The organism is Flavobacterium chungbukense, from assembly GCF_020805785.1.
GTDB classification, from domain to species: Bacteria; Bacteroidota; Bacteroidia; order Flavobacteriales; family Flavobacteriaceae; genus Flavobacterium; species Flavobacterium chungbukense.
Window position 1 is genome coordinate 713,562 of the sequence record NZ_JAJGZV010000003.1, and the last position, 20,464, is coordinate 734,025.

General features: G+C 33.4%; 16 protein-coding genes. 11 read left to right on the forward strand and 5 right to left on the reverse strand.

Annotated features, from left to right (window positions below):
• Nucleotides 1–5: 5 nt before the first annotated feature.
• The gene (locus LL966_RS13380) at nt 6–2,687 is read left to right on the forward strand and encodes a zinc-dependent metalloprotease (RefSeq protein WP_229353895.1); all 2,682 of its coding nucleotides are present in this window, start codon (nt 6–8) and stop codon (nt 2,685–2,687) included.
• A gap of 200 nt (nt 2,688–2,887) precedes the next feature.
• Here the strand turns inward: LL966_RS13380 and LL966_RS13385 are convergent, their stop codons facing one another.
• Nucleotides 2,888–3,568, reverse strand: coding sequence for a ComF family protein (locus LL966_RS13385; RefSeq protein ID WP_229353897.1), 681 nt, complete (start codon nt 3,566–3,568; stop codon nt 2,888–2,890).
• Nucleotides 3,569–3,666: 98 nt separating this feature from the next.
• Here LL966_RS13385 and LL966_RS13390 point away from each other — a divergent pair, with 98 nt between their 5' ends.
• The 5 genes from LL966_RS13390 to LL966_RS13410 all read left to right on the forward strand — a co-directional run bounded on the left by LL966_RS13390 (nt 3,667) and on the right by LL966_RS13410 (nt 9,617).
• The gene (locus LL966_RS13390) at nt 3,667–5,205 is read left to right on the forward strand and encodes a glycine--tRNA ligase (RefSeq protein ID WP_229353899.1); all 1,539 of its coding nucleotides are present in this window, start codon (nt 3,667–3,669) and stop codon (nt 5,203–5,205) included.
• Between the two features lie 269 nt (nt 5,206–5,474).
• Nucleotides 5,475–6,290 carry a LytR/AlgR family response regulator transcription factor gene (locus LL966_RS13395; RefSeq protein WP_229354112.1) on the forward strand — a complete coding sequence of 272 codons (816 nt, stop codon included), beginning with the start codon at nt 5,475–5,477 and terminating at the stop codon, nt 6,288–6,290.
• Nucleotides 6,291–6,465: 175 nt separating this feature from the next.
• Nucleotides 6,466–6,774 (forward strand): hypothetical protein, encoded by a 309-nt coding sequence (locus tag LL966_RS13400; protein ID WP_229353901.1) that lies wholly within the window; start codon nt 6,466–6,468, stop codon nt 6,772–6,774.
• Between the two features lie 97 nt (nt 6,775–6,871).
• A complete protein-coding gene (locus tag LL966_RS13405; protein WP_229353903.1) occupies nt 6,872–8,929 on the forward strand; it encodes a tetratricopeptide repeat-containing sensor histidine kinase in 2,058 nt (685 codons plus the stop codon).
• The gene (locus tag LL966_RS13410; protein WP_229353904.1) at nt 8,919–9,617 is read left to right on the forward strand and encodes a response regulator; all 699 of its coding nucleotides are present in this window, start codon (nt 8,919–8,921) and stop codon (nt 9,615–9,617) included. The genes LL966_RS13405 and LL966_RS13410 overlap by 11 nt, the downstream gene beginning before the upstream one ends.
• Nucleotides 9,618–9,707: 90 nt before the next feature.
• Here the strand turns inward: LL966_RS13410 and thiL are convergent, their stop codons facing one another.
• A complete protein-coding gene (gene thiL / locus LL966_RS13415) occupies nt 9,708–10,754 on the reverse strand; it encodes a thiamine-phosphate kinase (protein WP_229353906.1) in 1,047 nt (348 codons plus the stop codon).
• A 167-nt stretch (nt 10,755–10,921) separates the two neighbouring features.
• On the opposite strand from thiL, the gene LL966_RS13420 reads away from it, so the two are divergent.
• Entirely contained in the window at nt 10,922–11,092 is a 171-nt protein-coding gene (locus tag LL966_RS13420; protein WP_229353908.1) for a hypothetical protein, read from the forward strand.
• 258 nt (nt 11,093–11,350) lie between these two features.
• Here the strand turns inward: LL966_RS13420 and LL966_RS13425 are convergent, their stop codons facing one another.
• Complete coding sequence (locus LL966_RS13425) at nt 11,351–15,406, reverse strand: T9SS type B sorting domain-containing protein (protein WP_229353910.1); 4,056 nt, start codon at nt 15,404–15,406, stop codon at nt 11,351–11,353.
• 288 nt (nt 15,407–15,694) lie between these two features.
• On the opposite strand from LL966_RS13425, the gene LL966_RS13430 reads away from it, so the two are divergent.
• A complete protein-coding gene (locus tag LL966_RS13430) occupies nt 15,695–16,174 on the forward strand; it encodes a DinB family protein (RefSeq protein ID WP_229353911.1) in 480 nt (159 codons plus the stop codon).
• A gap of 52 nt (nt 16,175–16,226) precedes the next feature.
• Here LL966_RS13430 and LL966_RS13435 read toward each other — a convergent pair whose 3' ends face one another.
• Entirely contained in the window at nt 16,227–17,186 is a 960-nt protein-coding gene (locus LL966_RS13435; RefSeq protein ID WP_229353913.1) for a helix-turn-helix transcriptional regulator, read from the reverse strand.
• Nucleotides 17,187–17,391: 205 nt separating this feature from the next.
• Between LL966_RS13435 and LL966_RS13440 the strand changes: the two genes are divergently transcribed.
• From LL966_RS13440 to LL966_RS13450, 3 genes are read left to right on the forward strand one after another with little or no spacing between them, the layout of a single operon-like run.
• A complete protein-coding gene (locus LL966_RS13440) occupies nt 17,392–18,135 on the forward strand; it encodes a prolipoprotein diacylglyceryl transferase family protein (protein WP_229353915.1) in 744 nt (247 codons plus the stop codon).
• Nucleotides 18,125–19,516 (forward strand): radical SAM protein, encoded by a 1,392-nt coding sequence (locus LL966_RS13445; protein WP_229353917.1) that lies wholly within the window; start codon nt 18,125–18,127, stop codon nt 19,514–19,516. The genes LL966_RS13440 and LL966_RS13445 overlap by 11 nt, the downstream gene beginning before the upstream one ends.
• A gap of 5 nt (nt 19,517–19,521) precedes the next feature.
• Nucleotides 19,522–19,719, forward strand: a complete 198-nt coding sequence (locus LL966_RS13450; RefSeq protein WP_229353918.1) for a hypothetical protein — start codon at nt 19,522–19,524, stop codon at nt 19,717–19,719.
• Between the two features lie 52 nt (nt 19,720–19,771).
• Here the strand turns inward: LL966_RS13450 and LL966_RS13455 are convergent, their stop codons facing one another.
• Complete coding sequence (locus tag LL966_RS13455) at nt 19,772–20,386, reverse strand: outer membrane beta-barrel protein (RefSeq protein WP_229353919.1); 615 nt, start codon at nt 20,384–20,386, stop codon at nt 19,772–19,774.
• Nucleotides 20,387–20,464: the final 78 nt, after the last annotated feature.

A 20,464-nucleotide genomic window follows, 5' to 3' on the forward strand; every position in this document is an offset into this window, starting at 1 on the left:
CGAATATGAAAAAACAATTACTCTATATATTTTTTATTTTTTGCTGTGTTAGTGTCAAAGGACAGAATACTGTTTTGTGGCAAAAAGTAAATTCATCTTCCTCGCTTACGCAAAAGGCAAGTGCTTCAGAATCAAATAAATTATATTATAAATTAAATGCTGATCTACTTAGTTCAAAATTAGTTTCTGCAACCAGTAAAACCGTAAAAAGCAATAATGTCGAAATAACAATTCCGAATTCGGAAGGAAATTTAGAACGCTTTTCGGTTTGGGAATCTTCTAATTTTGATCCAGAATTGCAGGCTAAATATCCAGAAATTAGAGCTTATCAAGGAATCGGAATAGACGATAAAAATGCTAAAATTTATTTTAGTGTTGCTCCAATCGGAATGCAAACCATGGTTTTTCGTTTAGAAAAACAAACAGAATATATTGAGCAAAATCCTGATGATAGTTCTGAATATGTAGTGTTTAAATCGGCAGATAATGCAGCTTCAAAGATGCGTCTGAACTGCAACACAACCGATTTAGTTGCTGAGAATAAATCTTCAATTACAGGAAAAACGGCTTCAAGTGCCAAACAATATAAGACATTCCGTCTGGCATTATCTTGTACAGGAGAATATACTACCTTTTTTGGAGGTACAAAAGCGGGAGCATTAGCAGGAATGAATGCCACTCTTACGAGAGTAAACGGAGTTTTTGATAAAGATCTTTCTGTAAAATTGATTTTAATTGCCAATAATGATGCAATAATTTATACTGATGCAACTACAGATCCTTATTCTAATGCTGCTCAAGGAACTGCAGATCCTGGCGGTACTTGGGGGCAGGAAGTGCAGACAACATTAACCAATGTAATTGGAAATGCTAATTATGATATTGGGCATTTATTTGGAGCTTCAGGCGGAGGCGGAAATGCAGGCTGTATTGGCTGTGTTTGTGTAGATCCAACTGCTGGTGTTCCGCTTGGAAAAGGAAGTGCTTATACTTCGCCATCAGATAGAAGACCGCTTGGGGATACCTTCGATATTGATTTTGTAGCTCATGAAATGGGGCATCAGCTTGGAGGAACTCATACTTTCTCTTATAAAGCAGAAGGGTCGGGCACACATTATGAACCAGGAAGTGGTTCTACCATTATGGCGTATGCTGGAGTAACAGAAGATTATGACATTCAAAGTAATTCAGATGATTATTTTTCATACGGAAGTATTAATCAGATTCAGAATAATTTAGCCGGAAAAAATTGTGCTGTAACGACACCTATAACAAATAATCCTCCTGTAATCAATGCAGGATTAGATTATACTATTCCAATTAGTACACCGTTTATCTTAACTGGTACAGGTTCAGATCCTGAGGGAAATTCTATAACATATACTTGGGAACAATTTGACAGCGCAATTACTACAACAGGAGCAAATAGTATTGCCTACGCAACAAAACCAGATGGTCCAATGTTTAGATCATTTCCGCCAACGGCATCTCCGGTTCGTTATATGCCAGCTTTCAGTTCTGTTCTCAACAATCAGCTAACGACAACTTGGGAATCTGTTTCTTCAATTGCCAAAACGATGAATTTTACTTTGACAGGAAGAGATATTACAACAGAAGGAACAGCGCAAACTTATACAGATGCGATGGTTGTTACAGTAACTGCTGCTGCAGGACCATTTGCTGTAACTTCACAAAATACAGATAATATTTCTTGGGAAAGAGGTTCTGCACAAACTATTACATGGAGTGTTAATAATACGAATACACTTTCAGGATCATCAAACGTTAACATCAAATTATCTTTAGATGGTGGTTTGACGTTTCCTACCATTTTAGCTTCAAATACATTAAATGATGGGTCAGAAACTGTTTTGATTCCGTCCGGAATTACTCCGTCAACAAATTGCAGACTTTTAATTGAGCCAGTCAATAATATATATTATGCTTTAAATAAAAGTCCTTTTGCCATTGGTTATGCTGTTTCTACAAGTTGCAATACTTACAATTTTGAAGGAGGTTATTCAACAGGCAACAGTTCTACCTATATAAGTAAAACTGTAACTGTGCCATCTTCAACAGGAACAATTTCGGATGTAAATGTGTCTGTAAATGTAACTCATACAAGGTTTTCTGATCTTGAAATGCAGATTGTGAGCCCAAGCGGAACAGTAGTTAGTCTCTTTAATAAAAGCTGTGGCAGTACCAGTTCGACACTTGCACTTCAGTTTGATGATAGTGGAACTGCTTTAAACTGTAATGCAACCACTAGCCAAATTGTAATTCCTGCCAGCGCGTTAAGTGCCTTTAATGGCGAAAATCCGCAAGGAGTTTGGACTTTTAGAGTTCGTGATGCTGTTCTAGGAATGTTAGGAACTATAAATTCGGCTTCAGTAAATATTTGTAACAAGACGTATACATTAGATACTGGAGATTTTCAAAATGTAGACTTTACATTGTATCCAAATCCGAATAAAGGAAATTTTACGATTCAGTTTCAACGAGATTCACTTAAAGATATTAGAGTTTTTGTTCATGATATCTTAGGAAAATATGTGTACGATAAAACATTTCAAGGTTCTGGATATTTTATTCAAGATATACAATTGCCAGGAGTGCCATCGGGAGTTTATTTTGTGACCATTACTGATGGGGAGAAAAGAACAGTAAGAAAAATAATAGTTAATTAACTTATAGCTTTAGTTATTTTCAACACATAGAAACATAGTTTCTAGATGATTTAAAAAGGCGTTTCACTAATTTAAAAGCTCATAGTTTTGCTATGTGTGGAAACTGGTTTCTTTTGATTTCCTTTTAAATAACAAAATCTATGTTTCTATGTGTTAAAACTTTTTTTTAAAAATTTCATCCATCAGGTTAAACTAAATTTCTAATGCGCCATTGCAATACAGATGGTACTTATTCTGGCGCCTGGAATTTTCAACAAAGCACGTGAGCAAGCTTCAATGGTTGCGCCTGTGGTAAGAACATCGTCGACAATCAAAAAGTGTTTGTTGTGATCTGTTTTCGTAAATTCAACATCAAAGATGCTTTCAATATTTTCGGATCTTCCTAAAAGATTTTTTTTAGATTGTGTTTTAGAATATACTTTTCGTAATAAAAGGGTTTCATTAAACGAAATACCCAAACCTTCAGCAATTGCTTTCCCGAAATTAGTGACCTGATTATAGCCTCGTTCCTTCAATTTTCTTTTATGAAGCGGAACTGGAATTACAGCATCAAACGGGAGTTCAAAACAAACTTCTTTTAAATCTTCCACGTACCAGTTTCCCAGAACGGTTCCAATTTCTTCATGACCTTTGTATTTGAGATTGTGAATCAGTTCCTGAACCATTCCTTTTTTATTAAAATATAAAAATGTAGCGGCAAATTGAATATCGACTTTGCCGTAAAATTTTTTTATAGCTTCATTTTTTGAATCTAAATGATATTGAGTTAGAGGCATTTCATGTCGGCAAACCGTGCAGAAAACATTTTCATTTTGAAGTAAAATTCCGCGGCATCCGTCACAGACTTTAGGGAAAAACAGATTTATTAGATAATTAATCATAAAAAGAAAGATTTTATTTACAAATTAAGTAAAATCATTGCTTCAAACTTTATTATTTTTCTTTTTTTTAAAGGTACTTTTTATATTTTTGCATCACTATGGCAAAACAAGAAGATATATTTAAGAATGTGGTTTCGCACGCAAAAGAGTACGGATTTATTTTTCCGTCAAGCGAAGTTTACGACGGATTAAGTGCAGTCTACGATTATGCACAAAATGGAGTCGAGTTAAAAAAGAATATCCGTGAATATTGGTGGAAATCAATGGTTCAGATGAATGAAAATATTGTCGGCCTTGATGCTGCAATATTAATGCATCCAACAACTTGGAAGGCTTCAGGTCACGTTGATGCATTTAATGATCCATTAATTGATAATAAAGATTCTAAAAAAAGATATAGAGCTGACGTTTTAGTTGAAGAATTCGCTGAAAAGATTAATCAAAAAGCTCAAAAAGAAATCGAAAAAGCAAAAGCTCGTTTTGGTGATGCTTTTAATGAAGAAGAATTTATTACAACAAATGCGCGCGTTGTAGAATATCTTTCAAAAAGAAAAGAAATTCTGGAAAGGCTTGCAAAAGGTATGACTGATGATCTTCAGGATGTGAAAGCGTTAATTGAAGAATTAGGAATTGCCGATCCAGAAACGGGTTCTAAAAACTGGACTGATGTAAAACAGTTCAACTTAATGTTTGGAACTAAACTTGGAGCTTCTGCAGAATCTGCAATGGATTTATATTTACGTCCGGAAACGGCGCAAGGTATTTTCGTTAACTTTTTAAACGTTCAGAAATCGGGTCGTATGAAAGTTCCTTTTGGAATTGCTCAAACGGGTAAAGCATTCAGAAACGAAATTGTTGCAAGACAATTTATTTTCCGTATGCGTGAATTCGAACAAATGGAAATGCAATTTTTTGTACGTCCTGGAGAAGAAATGAAATGGTATCACCATTGGAAAGATACTCGTTTGAAATGGCATTTGTCTTTAGGATTAGGAAAAGAAAATTACCGTTTTCACGATCACGAAAAATTAGCTCACTATGCAAATGCAGCAGCTGATATCGAATTCAATTTCCCTTTCGGATTTAAAGAATTGGAAGGAATTCACTCTCGTACAGATTTTGATTTGAAAGCACACGAAGAATATTCTGGAAGAAAATTACAATATTTTGATCCTGAATTAAATGAAAACTATGTTCCTTATGTAGTAGAAACTTCAGTTGGTTTAGATCGTATGTTCTTGGCGGTTTTTGCAACTTCTTTAAAAGAAGAAACATTAGAAGACGGTTCTACAAGAACAGTTTTAGAATTGCCAGCAGTTTTAGCGCCAACGAAAGCAGCAGTATTACCATTAGTTAAAAAAGATGGTTTGCCAGAAATTTCAAGAAAAATCATTGAAGATTTGAAATGGGATTTCAATGTTGCTTATGATGAAAAAGATGCTGTAGGACGCCGTTACAGAAGACAAGATGCTTTAGGAACGCCTTTCTGTATTACGGTAGATCATCAAACTTTGGAAGATGAAACAGTAACGATTCGTCATAGAGATACCATGAAACAAGATCGTGTAAAAATTACAGAATTAAGAGGAATTATCGAAAATGAAGTTTCGATGAAAAACTGGTTAATGAAAATGTAATCTTTACCAATTATAGTATTGATCCCAAATTCCGTTAGGAGTTTGGGATTTTTGATTTTAAAAAACACGCATTTTATCGATGATTTTTGCATTTCATCATTTTGTATTAACATTTGGGTGTAATGTGTTAACAATGAACGGCTTAAAATGTTTAAATCCGTATTTTTAAATTCGGGTAAAAGCCAAAACCAATTTTTCGCCAGTCCAGTCAATCAAAGATCCAATTTTTGATTGAAATTGCGTATGGAGGAAATCAACAAAACCAAAACTTGAGGAAATATTCGTATATTATTGTTGATGATGATGCTGAAAGTATTTTGAAAACCAAAACAACCGCTGCAGGATTTTCAGAATTATCTTTTATCGCGTCGGCATCAAATTTTCAGGATGGTTTGAATTTGGTTTTAGAATATAAACCAGAATTAGTTTTTCTCGAAATAGACCCTAAAAACACTTCAAGTCAGTTGTCTTTGACCTTTATAAGCGAACTGCATCGTTTTTTTCAAGAAATTCCTAAAATTATTGTCACGACAAAACATAAAGAAAAAGCTTTTGATGCCATTCAGTATGGTGTCTACGATTATCTTTTAAAACCAGTTATGCAAATAGATCTTCGAAAGACTATTTTAAAGCTAAATAAGGCTGATCTGGGATCAAAAAATACTTCGCTAGAACAAGAACCCGTTTCTATCGTAATTGATAATGATACAGCAGGAATTCCTCAAAATGTAGAAAGACCGCTTACGATCTGCATCAAATCTTATGGTGATTATCGGTATTTAAATGCAGCCGATATCTGTTATTTTCAAGCAGATAACAATTCTACAGATATTTATTTGAATACTGGTGAAATGATTACAGCATTTAAAACATTAAAGCATTTTGAAAGCATTTTAACCTATCCGTTTATTCGTATTCATAATAGTTATGTAATCAATCGAAATTACATTTCTAGAATTCATAGCGGAAATGCCATTTGTTATCTTAAAAATTCTTCAAAGAAAATCCCGTTTTCAAAGACCTACAAAGCTAATGTAGATCAGATTATTGCTGATTTCGCAGCGGGTAATTATCTAGAAATCTAAAAAGTAGACGTTTACTCGGATTTGCTACCCATTGACTATCAATTGGGTATCATCTACCACAAACTCAATTTTTCGTATAAATTTTCTTCGGCCTTCGTGTTAGTTTTACACCATGATTCGCAACCAAAAGCGGTCAATCTCCAAAAATATAAACAAACATTTAAAACCTCAGGTCATGAAAAAAACAGCTTTGACAATCGGATTATTTTCTTTAGTAGTATTAGCAACTTCTTTTAGCGCTCCAATTGACGGTGGTGCTGCAGGTGGAATTATCAGAAAAAAAGATGTTGCATTTATGCCAATTGATGGTGGCGCTGCTGGTGGAATTATCAGAAAAAGAGATGTTGCAATGTTGCCAATCGATGGTGGTGCAGCAGGTGGAATTATCAGAAAAAGAGATGTTAATGCATCTGAAATGAACTCTAGAAATTTAAACTTCGCTAGTGTTAATCAATCTATCGGAAATGATAAAAAAGTAGACTAATCTACAATCGAAATATATATTTAAGCTGTCAGAAATGACAGCTTTTTTTTTGTGTCTCAAGTTTTTTACTATTTTTGGTAAAATTCCAAAAACATAATTGAAAGACGCAAGCAAAATAGTATTCCTTATACTCTTGGTTTTGTTGGGTTGTACCAAGAAAACAGGGCTAGATAATAATACAATTTCTTCAGTAGATAGTCTTCCCGTATATCTTTCTCTTGCAAACGAGGACAGTATTCCTCTCAAATTCAGACAAAATTACAATCTTAAGGCTTTAAATATCATTTTAAACCAGAAAGACGACTCTATAAATAAAGTAAATCTTTTTAAAGTTGCCAATCGTTACTATAACATGAGCAACTGGAAATCTTATTTGAACACCACTAAGTTAATTTTAGAGCGCTCAGAGAAGTCGAGAGATTCTGTTAATATGGCCAAGGCTTATACTTATTTAGGAGATTACTATGTTTCTCAATCTGTTTCTGATAGTGCCTTTATGAATTATTTTAAAGCAGAAAAGACCTATTTGAAAATAAAAGATCAAATCAATTTGGCGAAAACATTTTTGAGTAAAGCCAATTTACAATATAATGAAGGAGATTTTTTTGAAAGTGAAATAAATGTTTTTAAGACTTTGAGTATCTTAAAAAAAGAAAAAAATGTCAATGAAATTCTGTATGAAAGCTACAATTTACTCGGTGTTTTATACAATGAAAGAGAGGAATATCAAAAAGCTTTGGAGTTTCAAAACAAAGCTTTGCAAATTCTCGAAGATAAAGATATAGCTTCAGAATTTCAATATAAGGCAGCCTCTTTAAACAATATCGGTTTCATATATATGAATATGGATGATTATAAAGCGGCGGAAAAATATTTTGAAGAGGGGCTTAAACAAAAAAACCTTTTCGAACAGAGAGCTACTTTATATGCAATTTTATTAGATAATTTAGGATATTCTAGATTCAAGATGAATGACACATATGAATTGCCGGATTTGTTTTATAAATCTTTAGAGATTAGAGAGAAGCTTGATTTGGTTTCTGGAATCGTATCCAGTAAAATTCATTTATCTCAATATTACGCTTTTAATAGAGACACGGCCAAAGCATTAGAATTATCCAAACAGGCACTGGCTCTTTCGAGAACTACGGCAAAATATATAAATACATTAGAAGCCTTAAAACAAACGGCAAGCGTTGATCCGAGAAATGCTTCGATTTATTCTAGAGAATACATAAAGCTTAACGATAAAATGTTGAAAGACGAGCGAAAAATGGGAGAAAAATTCTCTAGAATCGCCTACGAAACCAACGAAATAAAAGACCAAAACTCCAATCTTCAGGAGAAAAATAAAACTTTGGTTTATGTTTTTAGTATTTGTACTTTGCTTGGATTGTTTTTCTATGTTTATAAAACACAGCAGGCTAAGAACCGCGAACTTTTATTTAAGCAGCAACAGCAGATTGCAAACGAAGATATTTACAATTTGATGATTTCTCAGCAAAATGAAATTGAACTTACCAGAATTAGAGAAAAGAAAAATGTAGCGCAGGAATTGCATGATGGAGTTTTGGGCCGCATGTTCGGAATTAGAATTAGTTTGGATAGTTTGGATAAACTCGATGAAGCAGAGGCAGCTTCTAAAAGAAAAAAATACCTCGCAGAGCTAAAAAATATAGAACAAGACATTCGAGAAATTTCTCATGATTTAAATCGAGAAAAATCGGAATTAATTAATAATTTTATTGCAATTTTGAATAAACTATTTGAAAATCAAATAAATACATATAATTCAAAATTAATTACCTCTTTTGATCCCAATATAAAATGGGAGCAGATAAGCAATATGGTTAAAATTAATTTATATCGAATTATTCAGGAAGGTCTTCAGAATTGCAATAAATATGCTAATGCAGATTTTATTAAAGTGGAACTTAAAAATGTTAACAATGTTTTGATTTTCTCTATCGAAGATGACGGAATAGGATTTAATACCAAGAAGACCAAAAATGGAATTGGTTTGCACAATATAGAATATAGAGCGAAAGAATGTAAAGGAACAGTTACGATAAAATCTGTTAAAGGAGAAGGAACTAAGCTCACTGTAAGAATCCCAATAATTCCTAATATTTACCAGCATAATAATGACATTTGATTTAACAGCCTCCGACTCGCAATTAGTTAAAAAAAATATTTTAATAGTAGATGATCATCCATTTATTATTGAAGGATATAAGAATGCCATTACGCGGTACAATCCCCATCAATACGAATTTTCGATTTTTCAGGCACAAGATTGTAGATCGGGTTATGAAATAATTGAAAATCATAATTCACCTCAATTTGATATTGCTTTTTTAGATATCAGTATGCCTCCTTACGAGGAAAAAGAAATTTTTTCTGGTGAAGATTTGGCTGCACTTTTGCTTAAAAGAATGCCTTCGTGCAAGATTATCCTTTTAACCATGTATACCGAATTGCTGAAAATCAAAACAATTATCAGAACTATTCAACCAAATGGTTTAATTATAAAAAACGATCTTACTTTTGATGAATTGCTTCTTGCTTTTGATAAAGTAATGAAAAACGAAAAATATTACAGCCAGTCGGTCGTAAAAATGCTGAATCAGTCTACTCACAATGCTATTGAAATTGATCAGTACGATAAACAGATATTAGTACATTTATCAAAAGGAATTTCAAATCATGATATGCTTCATCATATTCCAATTTCTTTAAATGCAATTGAGAAAAGAAAAAAACATTTAAAAGAATTATTAAAAATTAAAAACGATTCTGACGATGATTTGCTGAAAGAAGCAAAAAGTAAGGGGCTATTTTAAAATAAAAATTCCAATAAAAAATAAATTCCAAATTCCAATCACTAAAGTAACAGTTGGAATTTGGAATTTTTTATTTGGATTTTTTAAAATTTACTCGCTCAATGCGTCCCAACCACGTGCTTTTAAAGCAATTTTTGTATTTGCACGCGTTACAAGATGAATTCCTTCATTTTCTTCTGCCATATGACCTATAATAGAGAAATTCGGATTTCCTTTTATTTTGTCAAAATCATTAATGTCGATTGTAAATAGAAGCTCATAATCTTCACCTCCGTTTATAGCAACAGTTGTACTATCAATATTAAATTCTTCGCAAGTCGAAATAAATTGCGGATCTAAAGGCAGTTTGTCTTCATATAAATTACAGCCAACTTTAGATTGTTTACAGATGTGAATAATCTCTGAAGATAATCCATCTGAAATGTCAATCATAGCTGTCGGTTTAATATCTAATGCGTGAAGTAAAGTACGAACATCTTTGCGCGCTTCTGGTTTCAATTGACGCTCTACTAAATATGTATAAGGGTCTAAATCCGGCTGATTGTTTGGATTAACTTGGAAAACTTGTTTTTCGCGTTCTAAAACTTGCAATCCCATATAAGCGGCTCCAATATCTCCTGTAACCACTAATAAATCGGTTTGTTTTGCTCCGTTTCTGTAAACTAATTCATCTTCATCAGCTTCACCAATGGCAGTAATACTGATAATTAATCCTTTTTGAGATGAGGTTGTGTCACCGCCAATAACGTCAACTTTATATTCTTTTGCTGCATGTGTAATTCCTTCAAATAATTCATCTAAAGCTTCAAGGGGAAAACGATTTGAAACTGCCACCGAAACCGTAATTTGTGTTGGTTTCGCATTCATCGCACAAATATCAGATACATTTACGACAACAGATTTGTAACCTAAATGCTTCAAAGGCATATAAGCCAAATCAAAATGAACTCCTTCAATTAATAAATCGGTAGAAACGACTACTTTTTTGTCTTTAAAATCAAGAACAGCGGCATCATCACCAATACTTTTTAAAGTCGATTCTTGCGTAACATCAAAGTTTCGGGTTAAATGCTCAATTAAACCAAATTCTCCCAACTGTGCTATACTAGTTCTCTGCTGATTTTTATCTTCTATCATTTTTTCTAAGGTACAAAGGTTTTAAGGTGCAAAGGTACAAAGTTGAGATTTGAATAACTATAAACGATGTTCGATTATTGATTTAGAGTAGAAAGATTTAGCTTTTTGATTGTATTATTCTGCTTTTGATGAAATGAAGTTTATTAAACTTAGATTAAAATATCAAAATGAGTAAAATTATTAAAACAGCAAAATGGATTATTAACGAACCTAAATGTTCATTATTTATGAATGTTTTTATCAAATTGACTATTGCAAAAATTCCAACTATAAATGGTGCTAACAAAATTAATACTGCATTTGGACCTGGTGCGCACATTCCACTCGGAAAAATGTAAAAAAAGATTACTGCGATTAAGATATAAATTAAATAAAATGCCAGGGTTTTTAAAATATTTTTTTGCTTGGCAGTTTGGGGTTTAAAAATCATTATTTAAGTATAGTTAGTTTAAAAATGAGTTTTTAGTTCTGATATTTAATTTGATATTAGTGTTAAGGTTGTAAAAATAATATTCAGAAACAAGATTTTTACTTTAGTAAATTTACAAAGTTGATGATTGAATAACTATTAACAAAATTTTTTTTCCTTTTGAAAATCATCGTTTCATACTAAAATGAGCTTTGAATTCCTGAATTACACCATTTTGGGTATAGGTAACGTGAAACCAATAATCTGTAGAAGGAAGCGGACTGCCATTAAAATTACCATCCCAACCAGCACCAGAAGGTTTTATCATTGTTATGAGTTTTCCGTAACGGTCAAAAATAGTGATGACAGCATTTGGCTGATCAGCGAGGTCTGGAATATTCCAAGTATCGTGGTAGCCATCGTTGTTTGGAGTAAAAAATTTAGGATATTTGAGCACCTTGGCAAACAAAATAAGATTGTCGCAATTGGCTTTTGTGTCTTTTATTGTAATAGCATGTTCTCCCGAATCAACATTCTGAAATACATTGTTGGTCTGAAAATCTCCATCATCGAGCTGATATTCATAATTCCCGAAACCATTTGTGAGGTTTACGATAATATCCACAGTGTCTTCAAATTCACCCGACACAGTTACTGTAGCAATTGCCGGACTTGATTTTCCGACGATCACAGTGGCTGGATTATATCCGCAGTCGTTACCCACATCGGGCACGTTTTTAATAGGGACAACTGTATAAGTTCCGTCTTGAACAGCGGTATAAGTTGTGCCTGTCCCCATTTTTGTATTGTTTAAATACCATTCGATAGTATAATCTGGGGAGTTAATTCCTGAATTTAATTCTACCGAATGCTGTAAAGTTCCCGTTTGATAATCAACACAAATAACTCCGTTCTGTACTGTGAAATTTTTTAAAGGATAAATGGTAATGTAAAAATCATCTTGAACAAAACAACTCGAATTTGTAGGCGCTACGGCATATATATACATTTTTTGGCTGGTGTTTATTTTTTGTCCTGCCACATATGGAGTTCCTGTTCCATTAGGTCCGCTGTAATAACTTCCGACGTTTAAAGGTGGTAAAGTGTAGCTTTCGCAAATAGCAACATCTGGAGTGTCTGCTAATACGGGAGTTTTGGAAATTGTAACTGAAAAACTCTTTTCGCTAACGCATGTCAGACGATTACCTGAAACGGCATAAACATATATGGTTTGTGAGGTTTGTAAAATAGTTCCGACCGGAATTATAGGACCTTTTCCTCCTGGCTGTCCATAATAATTACCCAAATTTAGCGGTGGCAACATATAGCTGTCACAAACATTTATATTGCTAAAATTGCCAACATCTATTCCGTTGTAATTAACCTTAAAAAAAGTTTCATTACTGCAGGACTTAAAGTCGGGCCATTCATTGTAAATATAAATGGTTTGTGTTGTGTTAATGGCTATTCCTTCTGCAAGTTGAGTTCCTGAACCGTTTGGTCCTCCTGTAGCGGTATAATATTTTCCATTTTTAAGTTTTGGAAGTGGAAATGCTGTGCAAGTAACTACATCTGTAAAACTGTCAACGGGAGGAAGAGGTCTGATTTCAACAGCAAAACTATGCTCATTTGTACATTCAGTTCCAACAGCATAAACATAAATAGTTTGTGTGGAAGTGATAACGTCACCTGCTTTTAATGCTGTTCCTCCACCGTTGGTTTTTGTAAAATAATTACCATTTAGCAATGGCGGTAAAACATAACGCGCACATTCCAGTCTATTGACGGGTTTATCTACTAATGGCAGCGGTTTTATGGTAATGACATATTTTAGATTTTCAGTACAATTCGGCGAAGTTGTAGTTGCAGCAAAATAGTATACGGTTTGCGAATTGGTAATCACAGTGCCGGCTGGTATACTTTTACCCTGACCGCCTGGACTTTCGAAATAACCGCCAATGGTAATAGGAGGCAAAGTAAAACTTCCACATCTCGAAATTGGAATAAAAATAGGAGTATTCACGATGTCGATTTTAAAAGAATGTTCATTGGTGCATCTTCCATCATTTGCAAAAATAAATACAGTCTGGCTTGACGTTATCTTGTCTCCGGCATTTAACGGTTTACCTAAACCTCCAGATGATGTGAAATAATTTCCGTTTGCTAAGGGAGGCAGTGTGTAAGAATCACAAGTCACAACATTTTCAGGTTTATCTACTTCAGGCAAAGGATAAACCGTAAACGGCACTGGTATATCACGACAAACTGCTCCATTTATTACGGCATAATAATAAATAGTCTGGCTGGTTGTAAATGCTGTTCCTTCCGCGATAGAATCTCCTCGTCCTCCTGGCTGCGTAAAGAAGCCGCCTGCAGCCACCCGAGGAACTATGTATTGACCGCAAGATTCTTTTTTAAAACCAATTTCGTAGACCAAGGTTACATTAAAACTAGTTTCGTTGCTACAATTGTTTGTGGTCGGACCTTGATAAATATAGTAAGTACCACTTTTAGTAACCACATATCCAGGATTAAGTTTTGTTCCTGTTCCATTTATTGATGTGTTGTATTCACCGTTTGAAATGGGCGGCAAAGTATAGCTGTTGCAGGCAATAACATTCGGAATAGTATCAACTGGCGGAAGCGGATTAACAATGATATTGAAATTTACTGTTGTGTAACAAAAGGTGTTCGAAATGTTTTCAACACGAACCCAAATTGTTTTCGGTGATTGTTGCAAATTGGTAATAAATGCTTTTGGATCTGCAATACTGTTTCTACCATTATTAGCATCTATTTCGCTGCTATAATATTTGATTGAATAGTTAGAAGGATTCAATCCGTTTAAGATTATGGTTTCCTGAACAGTTAAATCAACCTGTGCATTTTTAAAAATGTTTTCACAGGCACTGAGGTCTAGTGGTTTTACAACATTGATGGGATCGGTTATCAGTAAATTAAATGAAATTAAATTGTTGCAAAAGAAGGTTTTATTATCCACAGGAACTGCTTTTATGTATATGGTTTGATTGCCGGAACTTACATAAGATTTTAATTGATTTTCGGGTATTGTAGGTCCGTTTGCATTGGCTGAAGCTAAAGAATCAAAATAATAAATAGCAAAATTAGCGGGATCAATTCCTAATTCGGTTAAGTTGTTTTGGGTTAAATCATATTGATAAGTTCCAGTTGTGCTGTAGCAGGCAGTTAAGTTTTTTGGAGATTTGATAATCAGATCTTGAATTACAACCTCGTCTTTAACCACACAGCCAGAAAGTGTTGCGGTCACTCCATAAGTTCCAGCTTTATCGACTGTCAAAGAATTGCTGGTTTCATTTGAAATTACGGCTCCATTTAAGGTCCAAACGTAACTGTAATTACCGACAAGATCAGATTGAAGTGTTATTTTTTCGCCTTGGCAAATAGTTCTGTCAGGACCTAAATCCATAGTGGTCATAAAACTGCCGCCTTTTATAAAAACTGCCGAATCATAATTGCTGTCATTATAATCTCCAATTGCTAATTTTATGCGGTAAGTTCGGTTTGGGATTACCGTTGAAGAAGCAGTTAAAACCTTAGTTTCACCTCTCATATTGATGGCCGACTGAGCAGGATTCGTCACATTATAATGATCAAATAAATTCGCATTGGCAGATAAACAGGACGAATTATATTGCTGATCTCTAATATTCTTGACCGATACAGGCGTATTTGTTCCAGGAACTACGGCAAGATTTGTAGAAATTCCCGTTGTTAAATCGGTTAATATGAATGCAAAAACATCGCTGAATCCGCATTGAAATTCGCCATATTCATTGGAAGCAAAAAGAAAATCAAAGCTAAAATTGCTCGACAAAGGTGTAAAATCAAATTGAAGAAAACTCACATCTGTAACTGGTACTACTTGTCCATTGTTGTCGCTGATAACCTGTAGATCAGCATCTGTAGCATCATTTAGTTTACTGCTTTCATTATTGCCTGTATAGGAACCTTCCGAATATTTGGCAATTCCGTTTCGAATAATGATTCCGCTTGAAATAGGAAAGTTAGGATTTGTATTGGTGAATTTACCGATACCTTGATGGGAAGAGAACTTGAAATTACTTTCGTTTGAACAGCCATTTTGCATCAATTCTGCTCGAACCAGTTCAGGTATGCCCAAAGTTGTAGTGTCGACTATGATTCCCTGTGATGAAGATATGGCCGAATAAAATAATAAAAGTAGAAGTAGAGACACTCTCATATTTCATATTTTTATTAGTTGGGTTACTTAAAATTACGAAATTAATTCTTATTAAAATTATGATTGTCAGTATTTTATGATTTTTTAGGTTTTATTTGAGGAAAAATGAATTACAAGTATTTTTTTGTTAAATTCTAAAACGATATCAAACTAATAAGAGAAATTAGTTGTTTTTGTGATGGTTAACGAAAAAAAAAAATATTTACAAAAAATATTTTTTCCTGCTGACAAACTGTTGTCACCGGCCCATTTTACTTTTGATGTATAGAAATTTAAAACCTTAAAATCATGAAAACATTAGAAGCGCAAGTAATCAGTTCAGAAGATTTATTGAAACATTGGCAAGGACATAGAGCATTAACACGTCGTTTGATTGAGCTTTTTCCTGAAAAGGATTTTTTTGAATTTTCAATCGGAGGAATGCGTCCTTTTGCGAAATTGGTAGATGAACTTTTGGCTATTGCAGTTCCAGGGCTAAAAGGAATTGTGACTAAACAAACTGAAGCATTTTCAGAAGGAAAAGACAATTTGATTTTCAAAGCGCAATATTTGGAAAAATGGGACGAAGCTACGGCAGAAATTAATAAGTATTGGGAACAATTATCAATTGAAGATTTTAACGAAACATTCAATCTTTTCGGTCAATATGAATTTCCAGTAATACAAAACATCTTGTATTTTATTGATAATGAAGTGCATCACCGCGGACAAGCTTATGTATATTTAAGAGCTTTAAATATCGAACCACCATTTTTCTGGGAAAGATAAAAAGTGAAAATAAAAAAACTCCTGATGATAATTGCTCTCAGGAGTTTTTTTTTTATAAAAGCCTCTTTTTGTTTATTTCTAGAAGTTCTAGCACTTTAGTTTTTAATATGGCGGGTTCCAGAATTTCTGCATAATCTCCAAACATCAAAAACCAACGAGGAAAACCACTCTCGATATCGCGGCACATAAAATTCATTTCGATTTTGTCACCTACTTCTTTTTCAGATACAAAGCCGTGATATTTTCTTTCGTAAGTAAGATATCTTGCGATTTTCTTTTCAATCAAAATTCGCACTTTAGTTGTAGGACAAGTTTCTGTTTTAGTCAAATAAGTTTCCAACGCATCGTGTTCGATTGTAAAATCAAATTCAGTTTTTTTGATTTCCTGAATACGGTCGGTTCTAAACTGGCGGTAATCTTTTCGTAAATGGCAATAACCTAGAAAATACCAATTGTTATTATCATGAAAAACGCCAACTGGTTCTAGATTTCGTTGCGTTGTTTCCTCTTTATTAAAAGTTTTATACGTTAAGAGAATTTGTTTTTTCTCTGCAATTCCTTCAAAAAGAACAGCCAATGTATTGGGAGAATTATCATTGAACATAGGTTCTGCAGTTTGCATAACGACTCTCGATTCTATATTCGAAAGATAATCTTTATCTGTACTTCTTAAAACCGATTTTAGCTTGAACATTGCCGATGCGTAATGCGTACCCAAAGACGGATCTGTAAATTTCTGCATTAGTTTTTCCGCGGCAATAAAACTGCTGACTTCTTCGCGTGTAAACATGACAGGCGGAAGTCGATAACCATCCATTAAAGCATAACCAACTCCGGCTTCACTGTAAATTGGAACTCCAGAAGCCTCTAGCGTTCTAATATCTCTGTAAATAGTTCGCAAACTGCAATCAAAACGATCGGCTAATTCTTGTGCTTTTACAATCTTTTTAGATTGCAATTGAATAAGAATGGCAACAATTCGGTCAAATCGTTTTGGAGTTTCGTCGAGCATTTGTTTTTAAGATTCTAAGGTTCTAAGCTGCTGAGGTTCTAAGTTTTTTTCTTGATTTTAAAAAGCCAAAGTTACAAAGGTTAAATGTTTTTCGAAATAAAAAAGCTGTTCCAAATTGAAACAGCTTTTACTTTATTAAGTGGAATGAATTTAAACATTTTTTTGCATCTTTACAGAATTATAGTATTAAATTCTGATATAAAGAATGAAGATTCCCTTTGAGCCAGTTGTTTATGGTTATGAAATAAATATCCATTTAGTTTTAGAATATTTGGCATTTTTTTTAGGATATCGATATTATGTTTTTTTAAGAAAAAGAACGAATGATACTATTGTTTCTTCTAACAGATTATCAATCATATTGGGAGCTGCAATTGGAGCTTTTTTGGGTTCTAGAATTATGGGTTTTCTCGAAAATCCTGTTTTTCATCTTGATGCAAAATCAATTTTAGATCTCTTTAATGCAAAAACAATTATGGGAGGATTGTTTGGCGGACTGTTAGGCGTTGAAATTGCGAAGAAGATTATTGGAGAAAAAGAATCATCTGGCGATCTGTTTACCTTTCCGATTATTCTAGGAATTTTTATAGGGAGAATTGGCTGTTTTTTATCTGGCACAAATGAGTTTACTTATGGAAAACAAACGACCTTTTTTTTAGGTATGAATCTTGGTGATAACATTATAAGACATCCAATTGCTTTATACGAATTACTATTTCTGATTTTTTTGTTTTTTGTTTTGAAGAAATTAAAAACGAGAAATCTTAAAAATGGATTGTTATTTCAGTATTTTATGATTGCCTATTTTGGTTTTCGTTTTTTTGTTGAGTTTTTAAAACCAAATTATTTCCTGATTTTAGGAATTAGTTCAATTCAGATTTTATGCTTGATTTGTCTGATTTATTATAAAAAAACAATTTTAAATTTATTTGTAAAAAATGCCGGTTAGAAAATATACATATTATGACTTTACATTAAGCCTTTGTCCAGAATGCTTAAAGAGAATTGATGCCAAAATTGTTTTTGAAGATGAGAATGTCTACATGCTCAAAAGATGTCCGGAACACGGAAATTCTAAGGTTTTAATAGCCGATGATATTCAGTATTACAAGAATATTCGAAACTATAATAAACCATCTGAGATGCCGTATACTTTTAATACAAAAACGCATTATGGTTGTCCGTACGATTGTGGTTTATGTCCAGACCATGAACAGCATTCCTGTTTGACAGTTATTGAGGTTACAGATCGCTGTAATCTGACATGTCCGACTTGTTATGCAGGTTCGTCACCTAATTATGGCCGACACAGAACTCTTGAAGAAATAAAAGCAATGCTCGATACCGTTGTTAAAAATGAAAAAGAACCTGATGTCGTGCAGATTAGTGGAGGAGAACCAACCATACATCCTGAGTTTTTTGAAATTTTAGATTATGCAAAGTCAACTCCAATAAAGCACTTAATGCTGAATACAAACGGAATTAAAATTGCAAAAGACAAAGAATTTGTTCAGAGGCTAAAAAGCTATGCTCCAGATTTTGAAATCTATCTTCAGTTTGATTCTTTTGAAGATAGTGTATTACAGGAATTGCGTGGAGCCGATTTAAGTGAAATAAGAAAACAGGCTTTAGAAAATCTAAATGAAGTTAATTTATCGACCACTTTGGTTGTTACACTTCAGAAAGGATTAAACGATCATGAAATCGGTAAAATTGTTGAGTTTGCACTAAAGCAAAAATGCGTTCGAGGCGTTACATTTCAACCGACTCAAATTGCAGGCCGACTGGAGAATTTTAACTTAGAAACCGATCGGATGACATTAACAGAAGTAAGAAGAAAAATTCTGGAGCAAACTACAGTTTTCAATTCAGATGATTTACTTCCTGTTCCGTGTAATCCTGATGCTTTAGTAATGGGTTACGCGTTGAAGTTAGGAGAAGAAGTTTTTCCGTTGACACGATATATAAATCCAAATGATCTATTGGACAATAGTAAAAACACTATTATTTATGAGCAGGACGAAGTACTTCGAGGTAAAATGATAGATTTGTTTAGTACAGGAAATTCTGTAGAAGTAGCACAAGAAAACTTGAAATCGATATTATGCTGTCTTCCTAATATTGATGCGCCAGAATTAGGATATGATAATCTGTTCAGAATTATTATCATGCAGTTTATTGATGCCTATAATTTCGATGTGAGAGCAATAAAAAAATCATGTGTACATATTGTCAATAAGGATAATAAAATAATTCCTTTTGAAACTATGAATTTGTTTTATAGAGATGATAAAGTAAAAAGATTAGAAGAATTAAGAACCAACATATAAAGAATATGACAGCGCTAGAAGTAGGTAATTTAGGTGGTTTAGTCGCTTTTTTTGTAGCGATTATGATCGTACCTCCAATTTTAATGACAATCATTGGTTTTGCAGTGAAGAAAAACCATCCTAATGGAGCAAAAGTTTGCTTTATTATAGGCGCACTATATTTACTTATCGGATTGGGAATATGCGGAACATTGTTGTCTTAAGAAAAAACCCCAAATAAATATTTGGGGTTTTTTAAGCACGATTATTAGTTGATTAAAATCTATATAACAATCCGAATTGTGGTTGATCAAAGATGTTTTCAAATAAATTAATATTCAATTGAAAAGTATCTGATGAAGGTCCGTTTTCTGGAGCAACGCTATTGTAAGAAAGCATATTTGCTAATACAAATGTTACTGCAACATTTTTAGTAATAAAGTAGTTTAAGCCAACATTTACATCTGCAGTAACGCTATTTGTAGTGTCGTTAATAAGATCGCTTTCATATTTATTTCTTCCAAATCCTAAACCTACCTCAGCATAAGTTTTAAAACGTTTTTTATCTAATTCTAAGAAATAATAACGTGCAAATGCTCCAGCTCCAAATACATTTGTTTTCTCATAGGGAGTTTCTTGTTTAATACTCGCATAGTTTAGTTTTGCTCCAACAGCAAATTTATCATTCAGGAAGTAGCCAAATTTTGGACTAAAACCATAATAATCTTCTTCACCTCCTGTACTGATTTTTATAGAACCTTCGAGAAACATATCTCCTTGTTGAAAAGTCACCCCTTTTGCAGAATTCATTTCAGCTTCAGCTTGATCTTCTTGTGCGTTTGCGAAACAAAAGGTAAAAAGTGCCAAAATAACTGATAGTTTAGTTTTCATAATCTTAAAAATTTAATTGTTTGTAAGATTAAATGTACTTTGCAATAATAATACAAGCCAAAAATTTGATTTATCGCG

Bases quoted from the DNA above. Each gene is read 5' to 3' on its own strand.
- LL966_RS13430 (WP_229353911.1), top strand. From the start codon at position 15,695: ATGAAAACATTAGAAGCGCAAGTAATCAGTTCAGAAGATTTATTGAAA.
- thiL (WP_229353906.1), bottom strand. From the start codon at position 10,754: ATGATAGAAGATAAAAATCAGCAGAGAACTAGTATAGCACAGTTGGGA.
- LL966_RS13450 (WP_229353918.1), top strand. From the start codon at position 19,522: ATGACAGCGCTAGAAGTAGGTAATTTAGGTGGTTTAGTCGCTTTTTTT.
- LL966_RS13385 (WP_229353897.1), bottom strand. From the start codon at position 3,568: ATGATTAATTATCTAATAAATCTGTTTTTCCCTAAAGTCTGTGACGGA.
- LL966_RS13390 (WP_229353899.1), top strand. From the start codon at position 3,667: ATGGCAAAACAAGAAGATATATTTAAGAATGTGGTTTCGCACGCAAAA.
- LL966_RS13455 (WP_229353919.1), bottom strand. From the start codon at position 20,386: ATGAAAACTAAACTATCAGTTATTTTGGCACTTTTTACCTTTTGTTTC.
- LL966_RS13435 (WP_229353913.1), bottom strand. From the start codon at position 17,186: ATGCTCGACGAAACTCCAAAACGATTTGACCGAATTGTTGCCATTCTT.
- LL966_RS13380 (WP_229353895.1), top strand. From the start codon at position 6: ATGAAAAAACAATTACTCTATATATTTTTTATTTTTTGCTGTGTTAGT.
- LL966_RS13445 (WP_229353917.1), top strand. From the start codon at position 18,125: ATGCCGGTTAGAAAATATACATATTATGACTTTACATTAAGCCTTTGT.
- LL966_RS13420 (WP_229353908.1), top strand. From the start codon at position 10,922: ATGAGTAAAATTATTAAAACAGCAAAATGGATTATTAACGAACCTAAA.
- LL966_RS13425 (WP_229353910.1), bottom strand. From the start codon at position 15,406: ATGAGAGTGTCTCTACTTCTACTTTTATTATTTTATTCGGCCATATCT.
- LL966_RS13400 (WP_229353901.1), top strand. From the start codon at position 6,466: ATGAAAAAAACAGCTTTGACAATCGGATTATTTTCTTTAGTAGTATTA.
- LL966_RS13410 (WP_229353904.1), top strand. From the start codon at position 8,919: ATGACATTTGATTTAACAGCCTCCGACTCGCAATTAGTTAAAAAAAAT.
- LL966_RS13440 (WP_229353915.1), top strand. From the start codon at position 17,392: ATGAAGATTCCCTTTGAGCCAGTTGTTTATGGTTATGAAATAAATATC.